The sequence below is a fragment of the Streptomyces sp. AJS327 genome (assembly GCF_013450295.1).
Lineage (GTDB): Bacteria > Actinomycetota > Actinomycetes > Streptomycetales > Streptomycetaceae > Streptomyces.
This window is the reverse complement of the sequence record NZ_SKBR01000002.1, coordinates 574,763-596,737: the sequence shown is the minus strand read 5'-3', so window position 1 is coordinate 596,737 and position 21,975 is coordinate 574,763. Positions and strand designations below refer to the sequence as shown.

General features: G+C 74.4%; 17 protein-coding genes and 1 riboswitch. Of the genes, 7 read left to right on the top strand and 10 right to left on the bottom strand.

Annotated features, from left to right (window positions below):
* Positions 1-87: 87 nt before the first annotated feature.
* Both E0L36_RS12365 and E0L36_RS12360 read right to left on the bottom strand, forming a co-directional pair.
* On the bottom strand, positions 88-1,284 hold the full coding sequence (locus E0L36_RS12365) for a S1 family peptidase (RefSeq protein WP_374705531.1): 1,197 nt from the start codon (positions 1,282-1,284) through the stop codon (positions 88-90).
* Positions 1,285-1,402: 118 nt separating this feature from the next.
* A complete protein-coding gene (locus E0L36_RS12360) occupies positions 1,403-2,392 on the bottom strand; it encodes a LysR family transcriptional regulator (protein ID WP_180929069.1) in 990 nt (329 codons plus the stop codon).
* A 298-nt stretch (positions 2,393-2,690) separates the two neighbouring features.
* On the opposite strand from E0L36_RS12360, the gene E0L36_RS12355 reads away from it, so the two are divergent.
* Together E0L36_RS12355 and E0L36_RS27635 are read left to right on the top strand one after the other, a co-directional pair.
* Entirely contained in the window at positions 2,691-3,269 is a 579-nt protein-coding gene (locus E0L36_RS12355) for a suppressor of fused domain protein (protein WP_180929068.1), read from the top strand.
* A gap of 236 nt (positions 3,270-3,505) precedes the next feature.
* Positions 3,506-3,628, top strand: a riboswitch (cobalamin riboswitch).
* Positions 3,629-4,248: 620 nt separating this feature from the next.
* The gene (locus E0L36_RS27635) at positions 4,249-5,058 is read left to right on the top strand and encodes a (2Fe-2S)-binding protein (protein WP_180929067.1); all 810 of its coding nucleotides are present in this window, start codon (positions 4,249-4,251) and stop codon (positions 5,056-5,058) included.
* 49 nt (positions 5,059-5,107) lie between these two features.
* On the opposite strand, the gene E0L36_RS12345 is transcribed toward E0L36_RS27635, so the two are convergent.
* From E0L36_RS12345 to E0L36_RS12330, 4 genes are all read right to left on the bottom strand, one after another.
* Positions 5,108-5,332: an EF-hand domain-containing protein gene (locus E0L36_RS12345; protein WP_180929066.1), complete on the bottom strand. Its 225-nt coding sequence runs from the start codon at positions 5,330-5,332 to the stop codon at positions 5,108-5,110.
* A 200-nt stretch (positions 5,333-5,532) separates the two neighbouring features.
* Positions 5,533-6,027 (bottom strand): ATP-binding protein, encoded by a 495-nt coding sequence (locus E0L36_RS12340; protein WP_374705530.1) that lies wholly within the window; start codon positions 6,025-6,027, stop codon positions 5,533-5,535.
* A 392-nt stretch (positions 6,028-6,419) separates the two neighbouring features.
* Entirely contained in the window at positions 6,420-7,187 is a 768-nt protein-coding gene (locus E0L36_RS12335; protein ID WP_180929064.1) for an enoyl-CoA hydratase/isomerase family protein, read from the bottom strand.
* A 68-nt stretch (positions 7,188-7,255) separates the two neighbouring features.
* Positions 7,256-8,551, bottom strand: coding sequence for an Ig-like domain-containing protein (locus E0L36_RS12330; RefSeq protein WP_308416738.1), 1,296 nt, complete (start codon positions 8,549-8,551; stop codon positions 7,256-7,258).
* Positions 8,552-9,663: 1,112 nt separating this feature from the next.
* On the opposite strand from E0L36_RS12330, the gene E0L36_RS12325 reads away from it, so the two are divergent.
* The 4 genes from E0L36_RS12325 (at position 9,664) to E0L36_RS12310 (ending at position 15,635) form a co-directional block, all read left to right on the top strand.
* Positions 9,664-10,524: a L,D-transpeptidase gene (locus E0L36_RS12325; RefSeq protein ID WP_180929062.1), complete on the top strand. Its 861-nt coding sequence runs from the start codon at positions 9,664-9,666 to the stop codon at positions 10,522-10,524.
* Positions 10,525-10,927: 403 nt separating this feature from the next.
* Positions 10,928-11,344 carry an SH3 domain-containing protein gene (locus tag E0L36_RS28270; protein WP_180929061.1) on the top strand — a complete coding sequence of 139 codons (417 nt, stop codon included), beginning with the start codon at positions 10,928-10,930 and terminating at the stop codon, positions 11,342-11,344.
* Between the two features lie 314 nt (positions 11,345-11,658).
* Positions 11,659-13,752: an ABC transporter ATP-binding protein gene (locus tag E0L36_RS12315; RefSeq protein ID WP_180929060.1), complete on the top strand. Its 2,094-nt coding sequence runs from the start codon at positions 11,659-11,661 to the stop codon at positions 13,750-13,752.
* Entirely contained in the window at positions 13,749-15,635 is a 1,887-nt protein-coding gene (locus E0L36_RS12310; protein ID WP_180929059.1) for an ABC transporter ATP-binding protein, read from the top strand. Before E0L36_RS12315 ends, E0L36_RS12310 begins: the two co-directional genes overlap by 4 nt.
* A 23-nt stretch (positions 15,636-15,658) precedes the next feature.
* Here E0L36_RS12310 and E0L36_RS12305 read toward each other — a convergent pair whose 3' ends face one another.
* From E0L36_RS12305 to E0L36_RS12290, 4 genes are all read right to left on the bottom strand, one after another.
* Complete coding sequence (locus E0L36_RS12305; RefSeq protein WP_180929058.1) at positions 15,659-16,759, bottom strand: NAD(P)/FAD-dependent oxidoreductase; 1,101 nt, start codon at positions 16,757-16,759, stop codon at positions 15,659-15,661.
* A gap of 219 nt (positions 16,760-16,978) precedes the next feature.
* Positions 16,979-17,773, bottom strand: coding sequence for an ABC transporter permease (locus E0L36_RS12300; RefSeq protein WP_219636544.1), 795 nt, complete (start codon positions 17,771-17,773; stop codon positions 16,979-16,981).
* Positions 17,770-18,753: an ABC transporter ATP-binding protein gene (locus E0L36_RS12295; RefSeq protein ID WP_180929057.1), complete on the bottom strand. Its 984-nt coding sequence runs from the start codon at positions 18,751-18,753 to the stop codon at positions 17,770-17,772. The genes E0L36_RS12300 and E0L36_RS12295 overlap by 4 nt, the downstream gene beginning before the upstream one ends.
* Positions 18,754-19,154: 401 nt before the next feature.
* Positions 19,155-20,045 (bottom strand): RNA polymerase sigma-70 factor, encoded by an 891-nt coding sequence (locus E0L36_RS12290; protein ID WP_180929056.1) that lies wholly within the window; start codon positions 20,043-20,045, stop codon positions 19,155-19,157.
* 276 nt (positions 20,046-20,321) lie between these two features.
* On the opposite strand from E0L36_RS12290, the gene E0L36_RS12285 reads away from it, so the two are divergent.
* A complete protein-coding gene (locus E0L36_RS12285; RefSeq protein ID WP_180929055.1) occupies positions 20,322-21,923 on the top strand; it encodes a M4 family metallopeptidase in 1,602 nt (533 codons plus the stop codon).
* The last annotated feature ends 52 nt before the right edge of the window (positions 21,924-21,975 follow it).

Genomic DNA, 21,975 nt, shown 5'->3' with positions numbered 1-21,975 from the left:
CCCGGCGACGCGCGCCAGGGCGGCCCTCCGGTGTTCTCCGGAGGGCCGCCCCTCGGTCGCGTCGCCGTCGCCGGCGGGTCCGGGTGGTCAGCCGGTGGTGAGGCTGAGCCCGTAGGCCTGGAGCGCGGGGTTGACGGGCTGGAAGAAGGTGGTCCCGCCGGAGCTGCAATTGCCGGAACCGCCGGAGGTCATGCCCTGAGCCTGGCTGCCGGAGATGAAGGAGCCGCCGGAGTCGCCGGGCTCGGCGCAGACGTTGGTGCGGGTCACGCCGTTCACCGTGCCCTGCGGGTAGGTGACGCTGGTGTTCCGCAGCTGCACGGAGCCGCAGTGCCAGCCGGTGGTGGAGCCGGAGCGGCAGATCGAGGCGCCCTCCACGGCCTCCGTCGAACCGCTGACGCGCACGTCACCGTTGCCGTAGCCGTTCACGGTGGGGGTGGGCGTCCAGCTGCTGTTGGTCTCGACCCAGGCGTAGTCGCGGCCGGGGAAGGTGGAGCCCCGGAAGGTGCCCTGGGCCTGCTGGTTGTAGCCGGTGGTCGAGGTGCCCACGGTGCCGCAGTGGCCCGCGGTGACGAAGCCGGTGCCGCCCGACCCGGAGACCGAGAAGCCGACCGAGCAGCGGCCGCCGCCCATGTAGTACGCGTCGCCGCCACGGATGTTGGCGAAGGTACGGGGCTTGAGGTCCGACTCGCGGACCGTCACGTCCTTGGTGGTGAGTCCGGCCTCGTCCAGGAACGCCTGCGCGGCCCGGGTGCCGGACGCCTCGACGACGACGCGGTTCTCCCGCGTGTCGACGTACCAGGAGGGCACACCACGCGGCGAGTTCTTCTCGGCGGCCCGGTCGAGCTGCTTCTTGACGCCGTTCAGCTCGGCGAGGCCGTGCTCCACGACCTGGGCGGTGGCGCCCGCCGCGCTGATCCGCCGCGCGTCGGCGGCGGAGGTGGTGGAGACGGTGAGGCGGTCGGCGGTCTGGCCGCTGACCCGGGCCCCGGCGAAGCGGTCGCCGAGCGCCTTCTCCAGCCGCTCGGCGGTCTTCGCCGCGGAGGACTCGTTGGCGAGCCGGGTCTTGGCCTCGGCGGAGGTCAGGCCGAGGTCCTGCTGCATGGCGTCCAGCAGGCCCGGGGACAGGTCGGACGCCGCGGTGCCCGTCCGGTCGGACGCGCCGTTCTGGTCGGCGTTGGCGGAACCGGTGAACCCGGCGAGGACGAGACCGCCAGCGGCGAGGGTGGCCGCGCAGGCGGTCAGGGTGCGTCTGCGGAAAGCTGAACTCTTCAGGGGGGTGACCACGGAGTTCTCCTTGACTCGTCGGAATGGGCGAAACCGTAGTCGGGAGCACCACTGGTCTGGACCCCCTCAACTTGCCCCCCTGCACGGCGTTATGGCCCCGCCGGGCGGAGCCGTCCGGTCAGGCGCGGCGGAGGGCGCCGTGCCCGTCGCCGTGCTCCTCGGGGTGGGAGCGCCGCCACCGCAGGTAGGTGGGGCTGGCCAGCGCGGCCTGCTCGTGCGCGGCGCGGGCGTGTTCCAGGGCCGTGCGGCTGAACTCGGCTGCGGAGCCCGCCGGATGCCAGCCGAGCACGTGCCGCCAGACCAGCGGGGTGCCGCTGATCGGCCGGATGACCAGGCCGGGGGTCGGCGGGAAGGTGGCCCGGCAGAGTCCCACCGCCCGGCCGACCTGCACGAGGTGGACGCAGGAGGCGGGGTCCGTCTCGTACACCGCGTCGGGGGTGAAGCCGACGCGGGCGCAGGCGGCGGCGAAGCATTCCGCGAAGCAGCCGTCCCCGGGGGCGTTGGCCCAGCGCTCGTCGGCGAGTTCGGCGAGCCCGACCTCCTCGTGGCCGGCGAGCGGATGGTCCTCGCGGAGCATGACGAAGACCGGATCGACGGCCACCTCCCGCCAGACCAGCCGGTGGGCCAGCGGCGGGGTGCTCCCCCCGCAGACCCCGGAGAGCGCGTAGTCGATACGGCCCTCGGTCAGCAGCTCGGCCAACTCCTCCGTCGACCAGGAGGTGAGGGTGGAGAGGGTGGCGCTCGGGTAGGCGGTGGCGAGCCGGTCCACCAGTCCGCCGACCAGCGGTCCGTGGGTACCGCCGAGCCGGAACCGCGGCACCCGCGGGGAGGTGGCCCGTTCCCTGCTGAACCGCCGTGCCTCCTCCTGGAGTTCGGTCACCACCGGCACCAGCAACCGCGCGCGCTCCAGGACGAGCTCGCCCAGTTCGGTCGGGCGGACACCCGCCCGCCCCCGGACGAACAGCTCACCGCCGAGCGCGCGTTCCATGCGTTTCAGCTGCGCGCTGAGCGCCGGTTGGGCCAGGCCGAGCACGCTGGCGGCCCTGCTGAGACTGCCCGCTTCGGCGATGGTCCAGATGACCTTGAGGTGCCGCAGCTCCAGATCCATGGGCCACAGCTTGGGGCGGGGTCACGGGCCCCGCAAGACGCCCGGGTCCTATCAGAGACCCGGAGTGACGAGTGGTGCGGCCCGGGTGCCCACCCGGGGCGGACGGGACCGTTCCGCCAGCGCCCGGAGGGGACCCTGTCCCACCGTCCCCCGCCCGGCCGCCCGGTGGGGACCTTCGGGCACTCGCGAATTTGGTCCCCAACTATCGTGTGGACACGTCGAGTTGGGGGTCCCGACGGGGGGCGCGGCGGGCGCTGCGATCATGACCGCGCACTCTCCCCCCACCTCCGGAGGAACGATGGACCTGCTGGAACACCTGGAACGCCGCCTCGGCCGAACGCGGCGGGGCTGGACGGCCGACGCGGACGGGCGGCCGCTGCCGTTCCTGGTGGGACAGCTGGGCAACGGTGAACTGCCCGACGTGGAGAGCTTCGTCACCACCGGACTCTCCGAGTACCCCTTCGACGCTCCGGACGCGGACCGGCGGATCCGGCTGGAGCTGCTGCTCTCCGTCCGCGCCCGGTACGCCGACGGGCCCTACCCCGCCGTGCTCCAGCGGATAGCGCTGGACATGCTGCGCTCCGGCCGCCCGCCGCTGCGCGGGCAGGTGCTGGGGCCGCGCGGGGCGATCCTGCCGGGCAGCGCCCTGGAGTCGTTCTACCTGACCACACCGTGCTACTACGACGCGGAGTTCGGCTCGCTGGAGAGTGAGGGCGGCTTCCCGGTCGCGCTGGCCTGGCTGGTCCCGGTCGCCCGGGCGGAGGCGGCGTTCGTCCGGAAACGGGGCTGGGACGCCTTCGAGGACGAGCTGGAGCGGCACGACCCGGACCTGCTGGACCCGTTCCGCGATCCGCTGCCGCTGCCCTCGCGCCGCTGAACGCCCGTCACACGTCCGGGAGTTGGACACTCCCCGGGGTGGCGGCCAGCGGGCCACGGCCGCTGGGGAGGACGGAGCGGGCGCGGGCGCGTCCCGAGCGGATCCGGGCCGTCCCGCCGCGTCGGACGCCGACCCGTGCCGTCGCCGGGAACGCCGTTGACGGGACAGGTCACAGCGGCCGGGGCTGGCGCGCGGACGGAACTCCTGCGAGGATCCGTTCAGCAGCGCGACGGCGGACGAGGAAGCCGGTGGGACTCCGGCACGGTACCGCCACTGTGAAGGGCGAGCGACCCCCACAGGCCACGGCCCCGCGAGGGGCGGGAAGGCCGGGGAAGCCAGGACCCCGAGTCAGGAGACTCACGCCGTCGCACCTCGACGTACCGGGGCGGATTTCCCCGAGAGAGGCCGGTGGCACCATGTGCCGTGACGTCCGTGCGCGCGCCGCGCGCCACGCCACCCCGCGAGCCCGCGTCCCCCGCTTCCGGTGGGCGCCCGGCTGAGCCGCCCGTCCGACGACGGACGCGGGAGCGCTCCCCGGCCAGCCCACCGCGCCGCGACCTCGCCCGGTCCGGCGCCGGAGGCTCGCGGACCCCGGGCCCGGGGCCGTGCCCCCACGGCCGCCGGGACGCCGACTCCCCTCCGTACACGGGATGTTCGGGCCTCGGACACCGCTCTCCCCCTTCGGGCCCCGGCCTCGGGGAGCGCGCTCGGTCAGCCCGCCGTCCCGCCGTTCCGTGCGCGTCCGGCCCCTCCGGGCCACGGAACCGTCAGACTCTGCCCCGGGGGCGACTCCGGGGCAGGGGCGCCGAGGGGACGTCCGCGCACGCGCGGTCGCGACGTCCTCGCTTCGGCGCCGTCCGCCGCCGGTACCGGCAAGCACAGGCCGGTACCGGCGGCCACGGCCCCGGCGGCGCGGGGCCTCCGGCTCCGCCGCCGGGGCCCAACCTCCGTCCCCGACCGATCAGGTGGTGCGCCTGCCGTGACCCAGACCAGCGACGCCACGGCCGCCCTCGGCCAAGTGGCCGCGATCGGCCCGTTCTTCACCGTGCGGTGCGGTGAGCGAGCGGGCGCCAGTGACTTCCGGCCGCTCGGCGAGCTGCACGACCCGGCGCTTCTCGCCCCGCGCGTACGGGAGTTCGCCGAGCGGATGGGCACCCCGGACCTCCGGGTCGCCGCCTCGACGATGCAGCTCGGCCTCGTCTCCCGCCTGTGGTCGGCCGCGCTGGGCTCCGCCGTCCTGGCCGGGTGGGTGCCCGACCTCGCCCCCGACCGGCTGTACTGGCGGCGCCCCCGGGACAGCGGGCTCGAACTCTGGCTCCCGGCACCGCGGTTCCTCCCCGGGCCCGCCGCGCGCCCCGCCCGGTCCGGCGAACCCCCGGAGCCCGGACGGCACACGGGCGGCGACAACGGGCCGGACACCGGGCGGGTGAGCGAGCTGAGCGGTCTGGCGCACACCGCCGTCGTGGGGGCCCACCTCGGCCCGCTGCACGAGAGCGTCCGGCGGGTGAGCGGGCTCTCGCCCCAGGTGCTGCGGGGCAACGCCGGTTCCGGGCTGGTGGGCGCGGCGCGGGTGCTGCTCGGCCGCCACCCGGAGTCCTTCCGGCTGACCACGGCGCTGGTGGAGCGGCTGCTGGCGAGTGAACCGCTCGCCGGGACGGGGGAGTTCACCGCCGAGGAGGGGCTGGGTACCGCCTTCCGGCGCCGCAGCTGCTGCCTCTACTACCGGGTCGTGGGCCGTGGCGGTCTCTGCGGTGACTGCGTACTGCACGACCGCGCGGCCCGGCGCTGAGCCCGTCCGCCGCCACGGCACGGCGGTGGACGGGCCGCGCCGACGCGCGTCAGGAACCCCGCACGGCCTGACGGGCGGCCCAGAACTCCTCGAAGGACAGCAGGCCGTCGGCGTTGGTGTCGCTCGCGTCGATGAGCCGCCGCGCGTCCTCCGCGCTGAGCAGGTCCTCGCCCAACTCCGCGACGACACCGCGCAGTTCCTCCGCGCTGACGTGGCCGTCCCCGTCGAGGTCGAAGCGGTCGAAGACGGCGCGCGCCGCGTCGATGTCCGGCATGGTTCCAGCACCCTTCCCTGGAGCGGTCGTTGACGGCCTCACCCTAGGGGGTGACAGGCGGCCCGGGGCGGGAACGCCCGCCCCGCACCTCCGGTGGCGCCCACAGGACAGGGTCCGGAGTGTGCGCGCCCGTCCGAGTGTGGCGAACTCACGGGATGTGCCGGGTGGTTGGGGTGGGCGGGGGCCGGATCGGGCGCCGTTCAGCGGTCGGTGAGCCGCATCTCGAACCAGGTGGTCTTGCCCCGGGGCAGCAGGTCCACGCCCCAGCGGTCGGAGAGGGTCTCGACGAGGAACAGGCCCCGCCCACTGGTGTCCAGCTCGCCCACCGGCAGCAGACAGGGCAGCCCACGGGACGGATCGCGGACCTCCACCCGGACCCAGCCGCCCCGGCGCAGCAGCCGCAGACCGAAGGTGTGCGCGCCGGTGTGCCGCACGGCGTTTCCCACCAGCTCGGAGACGAGCAGCACCGCCTGCTCGGCCGGTTCGCGCGGCATCGCCCAGCGGGTCCGGAGAGCGCACGCGGTGAGGTCGCGGGCCGCCCTGGCGGACCTCGCCCGGTTCGGGAACCGGACCTCCGCCACGGTGGGATCGCCCAGGCGTTCCAGGAGGCCGCCGGTGGGGCCGTCCCCGCCCGGCTCGCCCGGGACCTCCGACACCCGCTCGGCCACGCTCGCCCCATCTCCCTGACCCGCCATGGGCACCATCATGGCCCGCGGCGACCGGACAGGGGCCGGTACTCCGGTATCGACGGGTGGGGAATCCGTCATCCGCCGCCCGGGTCGGCGCCCGGGCGGCGGTCACGGGCGGGCCCGTCCCCACCGGTCGGGCCGTGGCCGGGACGAGACCGGGGGCGTGCGGGAGGGGCTGAAACGCCCCCGGGCCGGGCCCGAACAATGGCTCAAACAAGCCGAAGGGCATTGCCGCACGGGGGAGGCGCACGCGGGATTCGCGCGCCCCTGTCCGTCCGGCGGGGCGGGTCACGGACGCGACACGGCGCGGTGGCCCGGTGGTTGACCGCGAGCGGTGCCGCCGTGGGACCGCCCGGGGCGGCCGGACGGTCCCCCGGTGTGGCGGCTCAGCGGAAGGCTCAGCGGAAGGTGGCCTTGCCGGGCCCGTCCTCCACGAAGCTGCGCATGCCGGTCTCGCGGTCCTCGGTGGCGAACAGCCCCGCGAACAGGGTGCGTTCGATGGTGAGACCGGTGTCGATGTCCGTCTCCAGGCCGGAGTCCACGGCCTCCTTGGCCGCGCGCAGGGCGAGTTCGGGCCCGGCGGCGAGCTTGGCGGCCCAGGCGTGGGCCTGGTCGTAGACCTCCTCGTCGGGGACCACCCGGTCGACGAGGCCGAGGCTGAGCGCCTCCTCGGCGGTCACCTGACGCCCGGTGAAGATCAGGTCCTTCGCGGTGGACGGGCCGACCAGCCGGGCCAGCCGCTGGGTGCCGCCCGCGCCCGGGATCAGCCCGAGCAGGATCTCGGGCTGCCCGAAGCGGGCGCCGGTCCCCGCGATCCGGAAGTCGGCGCAGAGCGTCAACTCGCAGCCGCCACCCAGCGCGTAGCCGTTGACGGCGGCGACCACGGGCTTCGGGATCCGCGCGACGGCGGTGAAGCTGTCCTGGAGAGCCCGGGAGCGCCGCACCATGGCAGCGTGGTCCATGTCCCGCATCTCGTTGATGTCGGCTCCGGCGGCGAAGACCTTCTCGCCGCCCCAGAGCACCACCGCGCGCACGTCGTCCCGTTCGGTGGCCTCGGCGGCGAGTTCCCGCAGCCGGTCCTGGAGGGCGACGTCCAGGGCGTTCATCTTCGGCCGGTCGATGCGCAGGGTGCCCACCCGGTCGGTGACCTGAAGAGTGACTGTCATGACCGCAGGCTAACGGCCACACGCGCCACCGGCGCCCGTGCGGTGGCTCACACTCCGGGCACGCGCGGCTACTTCTGCTCGGCCTTCCACTTGTCCCAGCTCATGTTCCAGCCGTTGAGCCCGTTGTCCGGCTGGATCGTCCGGTCCTGGGAGTTCTTGACCTCCACCACGTCGCCGACGCGCGAGTTGGCGTAGAACCAGGCGCCCGGCGTCTTCTTGTCGCCGCCGCCCCGCTTGTCGAAGAGGCCGACGCAGCCGTGGCTGCCGTTCGCCTGCCCGAACTGCGACCGGGCCAGCCAGTAGTTGCCGTGGATGAAGGTGCCGGAGGTGCTGAGCCGCATCGCGTGCGGCACGTCCTTGATGTCGTACCCGCCCTTGGACTCGTCCGTGCCGAAGCCCACGGTGTCGCCGTTCATCCGGGTCACCTTGTGCTTCTCGCTGACGACCATCTTGCCGTTGTAGGTGGGGTGTTCGGCGCTGCCCGAGGTGATCGGAACGGTCCTGACCCGCTTGCCGTCCCGGGTGACGGTCATGGTCTTCTTCTTCGCGTCGACCACGCTGACCTGCTGCCTGCCGACCGTGAACGAGACGGTCTTCCGCTGCTTTCCGTAGACGCCGTCGGCGCCCTCGACGCCGTTGAGGTCCAGGTCCATCGTGACCTTCGTCCCCGACTTCCAGTATTCCTCCGGGCGGAAGTCGAGCCGGTTGTTCCCGAACCAGTGCCCCTCGATCTCGACCGAGGGTTCGGCGGTGACGGAAATGGCCTTCTCCACCGCCGCCCGGTTCGTGATCCCGTGATTGAAGTCGAACGACACCGGCATTCCGGCGCCGACCGTGGAGCCGTCCTCCGGGGTGAAGCGCCCGACGAAGGTCTCACCGGGGGTGAGGGTGGTGAAGGTGGACCGCTCGGTGGCCTTCCGGCCCTCCGCGTCCTTCGCCGCCGCGCGCACCGTGTAGGTGGTGCCGGTGGCGAGATGGGAGTCGGGGCGCCAGGCGGTGCCACCCTTGACGACCTTGCCCGGGACCTTGCCGCCGTCCTTGTCGCGGACGGTGACCTCGCCCAACTTCCCCTTCGCCACGCGGACGTCGAGGGCGCCGGTGGTGGCCACCTTCTTGGCGCCGTCGCGCGGGGATATCTCGATGTCGGCGAGCGAGCGTGGCGGCGCGTCCGAACCGTCCGCCCCGCGCCCGTCGTTGTTCTCCGCGGCCGAACCACCGCCCCCACCACAGGTGGCGAGCGCCAGCAACATGACGACGAGGAGGATGACGAGCCCGACCGCCGAGCCCCCTATGACCTGCGCCCGGCGTTCCTCCCGCAGGGTCCGCCAGTTGAGCTTCTCCCTGGCCACAGCCCTCAGATCCACTACTGACTTCTCCCCTCGCCCCGGCCCGCGTCGCCCGCGCGTGGTACGCGTGTGCTCCGTCAGGAAATCACACACAGGTGATAACGGGACCCCCGGGATTGTCACCATTACGTCGCGAGTGGCCCGGCGCACCGACCCGGTTCGTCATTCATGAGGTATTCGGGGCTATTTCGGATAACCGTTGCCCAGGAGGCTTCGTCGGGACGGATGTTCCCTTTCGACGTCGCCAGCCGCCCGCCAGCGGCCCCCGGATGGCGAGATCACCGCGCGGCATCCCGGTTCCCGTCCCGTGCGTACCCGTTCACCCCACGGGCCACGAACTCCGGTGCTTCCGCCGGGCCTTTCTCGGAGGGGGCACCGTGCGCCCACCCGGGCACGTACGCACGGGCCGGGGCGACGGGACGGAGCGCCGGTGACGGACCCCACCCCCGCGCCGCCCGGCGCCCCCTCCCCCACCGGAACCAGCGCTCCACCACCCGCAACCGGCAGGGGCCGGGCCGTGAGAGGAGCCCGGAGGCGGCCCGGCCCCGCCGGGGGAAGGGACCCCACCCCGGCCGGGTGCGGCGGGGACGGGCGGGACGGGGCGCGGTACGTCCCGGGGGCGTTATCCGCCGGGCGCGGGTGCCGCACAAAGGGCGGCGAACCGGACACCTCGGCCACCCGGGCCCCGGTCAGGGCGCGTACGAACCGCCGGGACGCCGCCCGAGAGGACCCCACGCCGGACACCACCCACCAGCCGGGGAGGCACCGCCCCTCCCACCGTGCCCCAGGCACCGCCCCGCCTGCCGGGCCGCCGACCACCGGGCGGTGGAGGCCCCGGTCACGCCGGAGGACCGAGGACGCCGGAAGGGTGTATTCCACCCGCCTCCGGCTCGGGAGGCGACGGCCCCGGGGACGGCCAGGGGGTGCACCCACGACGCTCTCGCCCGGTCGCGGCCCTGTGTGCCGCGACGGCCCTCGCCCTCTGTCTGACCGGAGCCGAGACGGCCCCGCCGCGCACCGGCGCCTCCGATCCCCCCGTCAGCCGCCCCCGACCGCCGGAAGCGGAGGGCGGTTCGCCCGCCGCCGCGCGGCCGGAGTCCAGCCGTCCCGTCGTCCCCACCATCCGGCCGATGCCCACCCGGCCCGGTGCCGCTCCCTCCCCCGTCCCGGCCGTCCGGGGAGCGCGTCCGGTGCCGGACGCGGACCTGGTGCCCGGCCACCCCAGCCCGCCGGAGGCCCCGTACCAGCGGGACACCCCCGACCAGGGCAAGCCGCGGGACCCGGAGCCGGAGGGCCCGGGCGTCGCGCCGCCGCCCCCCAACCCCGGCCCGGAGGCCGTGGATCCGGGCTTCGCGGTCGAGTACGTGCCCCCCGGGGAGCAGGTACAGCGCGCCGGGGGGAAGGTGCGGTGCTCCCGCAGCACCGGCGTCCACCAGCGCGTGGTGGAGCGCTATCTCAAGCTCCCGGTCGACGGTGTGCAGTCGCGCCGGGACTGCCTGCGGATCCAGCGGTTCCAGAAGAACGCGGGCATCCGGCCCGCCAACGGCTTCGCCGGGCCGGTCACCTACCGGCTGGTCCTGCTGCGGCTGGCCAAGCGCGATCCGGCCCGGCTGAAGCGCTGCCCGCCCGCCGCGGGCCGCACCGCCTGCCTGGACCTGACGCGCCAGTACATGTGGGTGCGGGAGGGCCGCCGGGTGGTGCTCGGCCCGGTCCCGATGCGCACCGGCACCCCGCGCCACCCCACCCGGACCGGACGGTTCCGGGTGCACCGGAAGGTGCGGGACGAGTGGTCCAGGCCGTATGACTCCCCGATGCCGTTCAGCCAGTACTTCAGCGGCGGACAGGCGATCCACGGCATCTACAAGAACATCTTCAGCCGTGGCGGCTCGCACGGCTGCGTCAACCTCCGCTACACCGACGCCCGACGGCTCTGGCGGGTCCTCAAGGTGGGGGACCGGGTGCACATCTGGGGCCGGAAACCCCGCGTCTAGCCCGTCCAGCGCGGCTGGCACCGCCCGCCCCGACACGGACCCTCCCGGCGGTTCCCCGCCAGGGGGCGGCGGCCGCACCCCTCGCCCGCACGGCGGGCGGGCAGCGGACTGAAACCCGGACCGAGCGGCCGATCCGCCGGGAGACCCGGCCGGACGCACCCGGGAGGGCCGGGGCCGGGGCGGGACGGGGCGAAGCCACCGGGGCCACCCGAGCCGGGCGGGGGAGGCGGCGCCCCCGATGGCGCCGACGCGGCACGGCACGGACGAGCGAGCAGGTTGCAGGAAGAAATGACCGCATTTAGCGTGATTTCCGCACGACGGTGACCGGTCGAGTACACACCGTGACCGTCCTGCGTCCGTCACGGGCCCCGGCACGGGGCTGACCTCCCTGAGAGGAAGAACTGTGTTCCAGTCCACGCTCAGCAAGCTCTCGCTCTCTCTCGCCGGTGGCGCCGTCGCGACGGTGACCGCGATCGCCCCCGCGACGGCCGTCACCCACGACGCCGCGAACACCTCGGCGCCCCGCGCCTCGGTCACCCAGAGCACCCCCCAGAAGGGCGGCGACCACCGCTACTACAAGGGCAAGGTGATCTCCAAGCTGCCGCTGATGATCCGCAACAAGCCGAACCAGCACGGCAAGATCATCGGCAAGCTGCGCCCCGGCCAGATCGTGGCGATCATCTGCAAGGTCAAGGGACAGGTCATCGACGGCAACCCGCGCTGGTACAAGCTGCCCGCGGGGGGCTACGCCTTTGCCTCCGCCCGCTACATCAAGAACATCGGCCCGGCGCCGCACTGGTGCAAGCACCACCACCACTGATTCCGGCCGCGCCCGGCTGACGCCCCGCCACGCCCCCAGCCCCCACGGGAGCTGGGGGCGTGGCGCGTGCCGGGCCACTCCCTCGGCACACCCGCACCCAACCGCCCGGGGGATCCCGGAACCCGGGGAGGCCGGTGGCCCCGAGGACGCGGGGAAGCCTGGGAAGCGGGGGAGCCCGGGGACGGGAGGCGGGGGCCGTGGGGTGCCGGGGTCACGGGGGCCGGGGTGACCGGAGCGTGTGGGGTGGGCGGGCCACCGGGGTGGGCGGAAAACCGTGTGATCCGGGTCCCCCGGGCTCCCTATCCTCGGTGCTCATGACCCCCACCGCGCCTCCGGAGCCCGCCACGGCCCCCGCCCTCCAGCAGGGTCCCGCACACTCCTCGGTCCGTTCGCTCCTGCGGCTGTGGCCGTGGGTCCGCCCGGTGCGGGCGCGGCTGTTCACCGCCGCCTTCGTCGCCATCCTCGCCTCCTGCACCGGGCTGGTCGTCCCGCTGGTGCTGAAGTGGCTGGTGGACGGGCCGGTAGCGGACCGGGACACGGCGGGCGTGTGGCTGGGCGGAGCGCTGCTGCTGGCCGTCGGCTTCGTGGAGGCGGGGCTCTTCGGGTTGCGGCGCTGGCTGGTCGCCCGGCCACTGTCCCGGGTGGAGGCGGGGCTGCGGGAGAGCCTGTTCCACCATCTCCAGCGGCTGCCGGTGGCCTTCCACGACCGCTGGGCCAGCGGCCAGCTGCTCTCCCGGGCCACCACCGACCTCCAGCTGCTCCGGCTCTTCCTCGCCTTCCCGCTGACCTTCCTCGTCGTCAACGGGACGACGATCGCGGTGGGTTGCGTGATCCTGCTGGTCCAGGAGTGGACGCTGGGGCTGGTGCTGCTCGCCCCGGTGCTGCCGCTGCTGGTCTTCTGCTCCGTCTTCGAGGCCCGGTACGCGGTGGAGTCGCGCCGGGCCCAGGACCAGATCGGGGACCTGACCACGGTGGTCGAGGAGTCGGTGCTCGGCATCCGCGTCATCAAGGGGTTCGGCCGTCACCGCAGCCAGGCCAGGGCGTTCCGGGCGCTCTCCGAACGGCTGCTGAGCACGGAGCTGTACAAGGCCCGGCTGCTGGCGATGGTCTGGCTGATGATCACCGTGCTGCCGGAGCTGGCCATCGGTGCCGCGCTGGTGCTCGGCTCGGTGCAGGTCGCCGACGGCGCGCTCTCCGCCGGGACGCTGATCGCCTTCCTCTCCACGGCGCTGGCGCTGCGCTGGCCGGTGGACTCCATCGGCTTCATGCTGGCGATGTGCCACGAGGCCGCGACGGCCAGCGACCGGTACTTCGAGGTGCTCGACGAACCGGTACCGCCGTCGGTGCGAACTCCCGTGGCGGGCCCGGAACTTCCGGAAGCCCGGCGCCCGGACGGGGCGGCCCCGGCCAGCCGGCGTCCGGACGGGGCGGGCGGCGGCGAGCCGGGGAACGGCGCCCCCGGGGTGGCCGGGGAGGCCGCGCGGGCGGCCCCGGGTGAGGCCCCGGTGGACGGCGGGCTCCCGGCGCGGGACCTGCTCTGCTTCGAGGACGTGACCTTCCGCTATCCGGACGCGCCGCCCGACGCCCCGCCGGTGCTGGACGGCGTCACCCTGCGCGTCCGCGCGGGCGAGACGCTGGCGCTGGTCGGGGCGACCGGCAGCGGGAAGACCACGCTGACCGCGCTCGTCCCCCGGCTGCACGAGGCCACCGGCGGCCGGATCCTGCTCGACGGCACCGACATCGCCACCATCCCGCTCCCCCGGCTACGCGAACGGCTCGCGGTCGCCTTCGAGGAGGCCACCCTGTTCTCCGCCTCGGTGCGGGAGAACGTCCTGATGGGCGCCGAGCCGTCCGGGCCGGTACCCGAACCGGACGGCGAGGCACCCCGGCCAGGGCCGCCCGATCCGCTGCCCGACGCGGGACCCGACACCCCGGACGCGAACGCCCCGCTGCGGCGGCCACCGGGCGCCGCGGACGAGCCGGAAGCGGAGGACCGGGCGCGGCGGGCGCTGGAGGTCGCGCAGGCCGGGCACTTCGTCGGCGCCCTGCCGGACGGGGCCGCCACCCAGGTGGGCGAGCAGGGGCTGAGCCTCTCCGGCGGGCAGCGCCAACGGCTGGCGCTCGCCCGCGCGGTGGTCGGCGACCCCGGCGTCCTGGTGCTGGACGACCCGCTGTCCGCGCTCGACGTACGGACCGAGGCGGCCGTGGAGGCGGCGCTGCGCGAACTGCTGTCCGGCACCACCGCGCTGGTCGTCGCGCACCGCCCGTCGACGGTGCTGCTGGCGGACCGGGTGGCGCTGCTCTCCGGCGGGCGGATAGCGGCGCTCGGCACCCACCACGAACTGCTGGCGGACAGCGCCGAGTACCGGCACCTGATGTCCGGCGAGGCCACGGGAGGGACCGCATGAGCACCGCCACGTCCGACCACGAGGTACCCGGCGAGCGGCCCGACCCCGCCGCCCCCTCCCCCGGCGCGCCCGAACCCGCCCTGGACCCGTTCGACAACGACGTGCTGCCCGCGCCGCCGAACGCCACCCGGACGCTGCTCGGCTCGCTGCTGCGCCCGCACCGGCGGCGGGTGGGCCTGGCGGCGGCGCTGCTGCTGTTCCAGCAGGCCGCCGTCCAGGCCGGGCCGCTGCTGGTGGCGCTGGCGATCGACCGCGCCGTCCCGGCCCTGCGCGCCGAGGACGGCCGGGACTACGGTCCGCTGCTCGCCGTCGGCCTGGCCTTCCTGGGCTGCGCGGTGGCCGCCGGGCTGTTCCAGTACGCCTTCATCCGCACGGCGGCCAGCGTCAACCAGCCGGTGCTGATGGAACTGCGCGGCCGGATCTACCGGCACGCGCAGACGCTCGACGTGGACTTCCACGACCGCTACACCTCGGGGCGGCTGATATCGCGCTCCACCACCGACGTGGAGGCGCTGCGCGAACTGCTCGACGAGGGCTTGCAGGAGCTGCTGTCGGTCGCGATGTCGGTGGTGTACATCCTGACCCTGCTGCTCTGGCTGGACCTGGGGCTGGGCGGCGCCGCGCTGCTCTCCTTCGTCCCGCTGTACCTGCTGATCCGCAGCTTCCAGCGGCGCTCGATCCGGGCGTACCGGAAGCGCTCCACCGCGATGGCGCGGGTGATCGTCACGTTCGCGGAGACGATGAACGGCATCCGGCCGGTGCAGACCTTCCGCCGGGAGCGCGCCAACGAGTCGGTCTTCGCCCAGCTGAACGCCCGTCATCTGCGGGCCAACGGGGACGCGCTGCTGGAGATGGCCCGCTACGTGGTGCTGTCCCGCCTGGTGGCCAACACCACGATCGCGGTGCTGGTGGTGTGGGGGGCGCATCGAGTGGTCACCGGGGAGCTGGCGCTCGGGGCGCTCGCCGCCGCCGCGCTCTACCTGCGGCGGCTGTACGACCCGATCGACCGGCTGGGCATGTTCCTGAACACCTACCAGTCGGCCGCCGCCTCCCTGGAGAAGATCGCCGGGCTGCTGGCACAGCGGCCCTCGGTGCCCGAACCGGCGCCGCCCGCCGCCGAGTTGCCCCCGCTGGCGGCCGGGCAGCGGGGCCGGGAGGTGGTCTTCGACGCGGTCAGCTTCAGCTACCGGACGGGCGGCGAGGTGCTGCCCCCCTTCGACCTGCGGCTGGCAGCCGGGGAGACGGTGGCGGTGGTCGGGGAGACCGGGGCGGGCAAGTCGACCCTGGTGAAGCTGCTCGCCCGGTTCTACGACCCGTCCACCGGAGAGGTGCTGCTGGACGGCGTCCCGGTGCGGCGGCTGGCGTCCGGGGCGCTGCGCCGCGAGGTGGCGATGGTGACGCAGGAGGCGTTCCTGTTCTCCGGTTCCGTGGCGGACAACATCGCGATCGGCCGTCCGGACGCCGACCGCGCGGACATCGAGCGGGCCGCCAAGGCGATCGGGGCGCACGACTTCATCATGGCGCTGCCCGACGGGTACGACACCGACCTGCGCAAGCGCGGCAGCCGGATCTCGGCGGGCCAGCGGCAGTTGGTGTCCTTCGCGCGGGCTCTGCTGGCCGACCCGGCGGTGCTGATCCTGGACGAGGCGACCTCCTCGCTGGACGTCCCCGGTGAGCGGGCGGTGCAGCGGGCGATGGCCACCGTGCTCCGGGGGCGTACGGCGGTGGTGATCGCGCACCGGCTGTCGACGGTGGAGATCGCCGACCGGGTGCTGGTGATGGACTGCGGCCGGGTCGTCGAGTCCGGGCGGCCGGACGAACTCATCGCGGGCGACGGGCGGTTCGCGGAGCTGCACCGGGCGTGGCGGGCCAGCCTGACCTGACCCCCCACGGCGGGCGGTGGGGGTCAGCGGCGCAGGGCCAGAACCGTGCCCCGGGTGACGGCCTCCTTGAAGTGGGCGGAGGGGCGGCCGGTGAGGAGGGCGGCGACCGGGTGGTCGTCGGCGCGGGTGAACTGGGTGAGCCCGTCGTCGCGGCCGAGGCTGATGTTCCGCCAGACGTGACGCAGCCGCAGCGGCGGGGGGACGCGTCCGGTGACCGTGGCGGCGACGGCGCGGGCGACGTACGCGCCCATCGGCAGGCCCGTCTGGCAGGACATGCGGCACGGGGCCCCGTCGGGTCCGGTCGCGGCGGCCGCGTCGCCCGCCGCGAAGACCTCCGGGTGGGAGAGGGAGCGCAGCGTCGCGTCGACGGCGAGCCGCCCGTGGACGTCGACGGCGAACCCGGCCGCCCGCGCGAGGTCCGGGGCGCGGAACCCGGCGGTCCAGACGACGGTGCCGGCCGGGATCTCGTCGCCGCAGGCGAGGAGCAGGCCGTCGGGGGTGACCTCCGCGACGGGGCTGTGCTCCCGCGGCGCGACGCCGTGCCGCCGCAGGGCGTCGCGGAGGTAGCGGCGGCCGCGTTCCGCGAGCCCCGCGCCGAGTGCGCCCGCCGTGACCAGGCGGACGTGGAGCCCGGGGTGGGCCTCGGCCAGCTCGGTGGCGGTCTCGATGCCGGTCAGACCGGCCCCGGCCACCACCAGCGAACCGCGCGCCGCGGCCGTCCGCTCCCGCAGCCGGACCGCGTCCCGGTGGGTGGCCACCGTCGAGGCGTGGGTGGCGGCCCCGGGGACGGTGGTGTCGGCCTCGCTGCCCAGCGCGTAGACGAGGGTGTCGTACGGGATGACGTGCGGGGCGGAGTCGAGCCGCACGGTGCGGGCGGCGGCGTCGACGGCGGTCACCCGCGCGACGCGCAGCCCGACGCCGGTTCCGGCGAGGAGGTCCCGCAGCGGCGGTTCCTTCGGCGGCCGCCCCGCGGCGAGTTGGTGCAGCCGGACCCGCTCGACGAAGTGCCCGGCCGCGTTGACCAGGGTGACGCGCGCAGGGGCGCGGCGCAGCCGCCGGGCCACGCCCTTGGCGGCGGACAGTCCGGCGTACCCGGCTCCCAGAACCACGATGTGATGTGCCATGCCCCCTGAACCGGCGGGCGGGCGGATCCGTGACAGCTCCCCGGGTGACGCGGGTCACCCGGCCGCCCGGTCAGACCGGCCGACCAGCCGCCGGGCCAACCGGTCAGACCGGCCGCCGGGCCAACCGGCCACCGGTGGCGGCGGGTTGGCCGGCCGGGGCGGTGGGACGGCTCGGTCGTCTGAGGCAGCGGGTCGGCCCGGCTCGGCGGGTCGGCCGGGTCAGTCCCACTGGAAGTACCGGATGGCCACGTGTGACCCCACCGCGCCCCAGGCCGCGAGCACGATCAGGTGGAGCGCGCCGGGCCAGTGGCCGAGGCTGGCGTCGGTCAGGCTCTGGACGGCCGCGCCGCTCGGTGTGACGTCGGAGAGGCGCAGCAGCCACGTGGGCATGGCGGGCCGGGGCAGCCAGAGCCCGGCGAGGAACTGGAGCACGAAGAAGAGGAACGAGCCGAGCCCCGCGGCGAACCGGGCGCTGCGGAACAGCCCGGCGACGACCAGCCCGAGTCCGAGCATCGCCCACGCCCCGAGCAGGTAGGCGAGGAGGAAGCCGCCGGGGTCGCGCGGCCAGCCCGCGCCCACCAGCGCCGGGACCACGACCATCACCGCCAGGCAGGCGACCGCCACCGCGAGGATGAGCGTGAGGTGCGCGAACAGCAGCAGCGCCGCCGAGACCGGGGTCGTGCGCAGCCGCTTGAGGACGCCCATCTCGCGGTAGCGGGTCACCACGCTGGGCAGTCCCTGGACGGACAGCAGGGTCATCGTGAAGAAGATCAGGATCGGCTGGTAGATCTGGAAGAGGCTCAGGCCGCCGAGGTCCGGTGAGGTCTCGCGGACACCGGGGATCGAGGCGAGGACGACGCAGGCGGTGACCGGCAGGAGCACGGTCCAGATCAGGACACCGGGGCTGCGGCCCATCAGCCGCGCCTCGCTGCCCAGCATCGCCCGGCTCGCCCGCCAGTTGACGCGGGGCGGGCGGACGGCGTCCGCGGACTCGGCGGTCGTCACCTCGCTCATCGGGGCGCCGCCTCGGCCGCCGGACGCCGCTCCCCCGGCGGCCCTGTCTCCCCCCGCCACCCGGTCTCGTCCGCGGGCGTCTCCTCCGTGGCGGTGAGGGCGACGAACGCGTCGTCCAGACTCGGCTGGTCGACGCGGAGCCCGCCGACCGAGACACCGCGCTCGTGCAGCGCGATGATCACCGCGCTGGTGACCTGGTCGGTGCCGGTCACCGTGACCCGGCCGCCCGAGGAGGCGACGGTGCGCACCTCCGGCAGCGCGTCGAGGGTGGCGAGGTCGAACGTCTCGGACGGCGCGAAGCTCATCCGCTGTTCGGCGCGGACGCCGCTGGCGAGCCCGTCAGGGGTGTCGGCCGCGATGATCCGGCCGCGGTCGAGCACCACGACCCGGTCGCACAGCCGCGTGGCCTCCTCCATGAAGTGCGAGACCAGCAGCAGCGTCAGCCCGGTCCCGCGCAGGTCCTCCAGCAGCTCCCAGACCTCGCGGCGGGCGACCGGGTCCAGCCCGGTGGTCAGCTCGTCGAGGATCGCGACGCGCGGCCTGCCGACCAGCGCGAGGGCGACGGACAGCCTTTGTCGCTGACCGCCGGAGAGCTTCGCGAAGTACGTCCCGCGCTGCCCGGACAGTCCGAGCCGCTCCAGCAGTTCGTCGGGGTCGTGCGGCCGGGGGTAGAAGCTGGCGTACAGCCGGAGCGCCTCGCCCACCCGCATCTTGTCCGGCAGTTGGGACTCCTGGAGCTGGATGCCGAGCGTGGTGCGCAGCGCGGCTTCCTCCTCGGCCGGGTCCCTGCCCGCGACACGGACGCTGCCGCCGTCGCGCCGCCGCAGTCCCCCGACGCACTCCACCATCGTCGTCTTGCCGGCGCCGTTGGGCCCCAGCACGCCGAATATCTCGCCCTGTTCGACGGAGAAGCTCACGCCGTCCACCACGGTGCGACGGCCGTACGTCTTGCGCAGGTCGGCTACCTCGATCACGTCCATGACACCATCCCCCGGTCACCCCGTACGTGTCCCGTGCCGCGCCGGTATCGTCCCCGTGCCTCGCTCCGCGCACGCGGGACCGGTCCTCGGCGCCCACTGGCAGTATGCCCGGTAACGCCTCGCTGTCCGGGGCTCGTTGACGGCCGGGGGCACCGTCACCGCCTCGGCCCGGTCACCAGCTCCCGGAACGCGCCTGGCCGCCCGGCCTCCCGAACCACCCCGCCGCCACCGTGCGTTCGGACTCCCGAACCACCCGGCCCACCGAAGCACCTCACCGGTACCGCGAGTTGGGCCATCCAGCCCGGGTCTCCCGAACCGCCCGTCCCGCCCGATGAGTTCGAGGGGGCGGGCTCACCGGACGCGGGGCTCCGGAACCGCCCGGCCGGGCTCCGCCCGGGCGCTCACGCGGCGGACTGGCGGGCGGCGAAGGCGAGTTTGGCGGGGTTGACGATCGTGCGCACCCCGCTGACCAGACCGTCGTGGATCTCCGGGACGACCACGGCGACCAGCGTCCGGTCCGCGCGGACGAGCGCCGCCGGGGCGCCGTTCGCCTCGACGAACTCGAAGTGGACGTACGCCACTTCGGGCCGGGAGCCCAGGCCCAGCAGATAGCGCAGGACCCGCGCGCGTCCGGCGATCGGCCGCCGCGCGGCGGTCACCTGGCCACCGCCGTCCGTCCAGGCGACCACGTCGTCGGCGAGCAGCCGCTCCAGCCCGGCCAGGTCGCCGTCGAGGGTGGCGGCGAGGAAGCGTTCGACGATCCGCCGGTGCCCCGCCCCGTCGACGTCGAAGTGCCGCCGCCCGTCGAGGCGTTCGCGGGCCCGGCGATGCAACTGGCGTGAGTGCGCCTCCTCGATACCGACGGCCTCGGCGACCTCGCGGTGGCTGTGCCCGAACGCCTCCCGCAGGACGAACACCGCGCGCTCCGCCGGGGTGAGCCGCTCCATCAGGGTGAGCAGCGCGAGCGACACCGACTCCCGCTGCTCGGCGGTCTCCAGCGGGCCCAGTTCACTGGCGGCGGGGTGGGTGAGGACCGGTTCGGGCAGCCAGGTCCCGACGTACACCTCCCGCCGGGCGCGGGCCGAGGTGAGCCGGTTGACGCAGAGGTTCGTCAGGACCCGGGTCAGCCAGGCGGCCGGGGTGTGGATGAGGGCGCGGTCGGCCGCGCTCCAGCGCAGGTAGGTGTCCTGCACGGCGTCCTCGGCCTCGGACGCGGAACCGAGCGTCCGGTACGCGAGCGAGAAGAGCCGGGATCGGTGCGAGGCGAACTCCGCGGCGGCCTCCGTGGTCATGTCCGTAGCATGCCCGACGGGGTGACGGGCCCTCGGCACGGGGCCCGTCCGCCCGGGCGTGATACGCGTCCGCTATCCGGCTCCCCCCATCGTGTCATGAGACGAAATCGACGGGCCGGGGTGGATAACCGCGCCAGGGACCGTGACATGTACTCGCCTGTAGTGGCAGTCTGCCTCAGCACGCTGTGCTGTCGCCGAACAGCACGCGCGCAAGCCGTACTTCGGTTCTGCCCGGACGGTTCCGCCGTCCGGTCCCCACGCAGAAGGAGTTCCTGAGTGAGAACCCTCAGCAGGAAGCAGCGGATATCCGCGCTGGCCGCGACCGCCGCGCTGGTGGCGGCGGGCATCACCGCCGGCACCGCGGGGGCCGCCCCGTCCGAGCCGGACGGTGCCCGCCAGGGCGCGCTTCCGGCACAGCTCTCCGGAGCCGAGCACACCAAGCTGATCAAGAAGGCGGACACCGAGCGGGCCACCTCTGCCGAGGCCACCGCCCTCAAGCTCGGCGCCAAGGAGAAGCTGCACGTCAAGGACGTCATCAAGAACGAGGACGGGGCCACCCACACTCGTTACGAGCGCACCTACGACGGGCTGCCGGTCCTCGGCGGCGACCTGGTGGTGCACAAGTCGGCCTCGGGCGAGCGGACCGGCGTCACCAAGGCGACGAAGGCGAAGATCACCGTCGCCACGACCAAGGCGGTCGCCGAGCACAAGCCCGCCACCCCCGCCGCCAAGGGCAGCGAGGCCCCCCGCAAGGTGGTCTGGGCGGCCGACGGCAAACCGACGCTGGCCTGGGAGAAGGTCGTCGGCGGGACGCAGGAGAACGGCACCCCGAACCGGATGCACGTCATCACCGACGCGGCGACCGGCGAGAAGCTCTTCGAGTACCAGGCCATCAAGGAGGGCACGGGCGAGAGCCAGTACAGCGGCTCCGTCGAGATCGGCACCTCCGGTTCGGACGGCGCCTTCACCCTCGACGACGAGGGCCGGGGCGGCAACCGGACGCAGAACCTGGACGGCGGCCAGAGCGGCGAGGGCGAGCCCTTCACCGACGAGGACGACGCCTTCGGCGACGGCACCCCGGGCGACCCGGCGACCGCCGGGGTCGACGCCCACTACGGCGCTGGCGTGACCTGGGACTACTTCAAGGACACGCACGGCCGCGAGGGCATCGCGGGCGACGGCAAGGGCGCCCTGTCCCGGGTCCACTACGGCGACAACTACGTCAACGCCTTCTGGGACGACAGCTGCTTCTGCATGACCTACGGCGACGGCGAGGGCAACAAGAAGCCCCTCACCTCGCTGGACGTCGCCGCGCACGAGATGACGCACGGCGTCACCTCCACCACCGCGGGGCTGGTCTACGCGGGCGAGTCGGGCGGCCTGAACGAGGCCACCTCCGACATCTTCGCGGCGGCCGTGGAGTTCAAGGCCAACAGCGAGGTCGACGTCGCCGACTACCACGTCGGCGAGCAGATCGACATCAACGGCGACGGCACCCCGCTGCGGTACATGGACGAGCCCAGCAAGGACGGCGACTCGCTGGACTACTGGGACGAGAACGCGGGCAACGTGGACGTGCACTACTCGTCCGGCATCGCGAACCACTTCTTCTTCCTGCTGTCCGAGGGCAGCGGCGAGAAGGAGATCAACGGCGTGAAGTACAACTCGCCGACCGCGGACGGCTCCACGCTGGAGGGCATCGGCATCGACAAGGCCGAGCAGATCTGGTTCAAGGCCCTCACCGAGCAGATGACCTCCACCACCGACTACGCGGCGGCGCGCGAGGCCACGGTGGCCTCGGCGACCGACCTGTACGGCGCGGACAGCGCCGAGGTGAAGGCGGTCGAGGCGGCCTGGACGGCGGTCTCCGTCAAGTGACCGACGCGGCGCGCTGACCCGGACCGCCGGGGCGGCGCGCCGCCACCGCCCG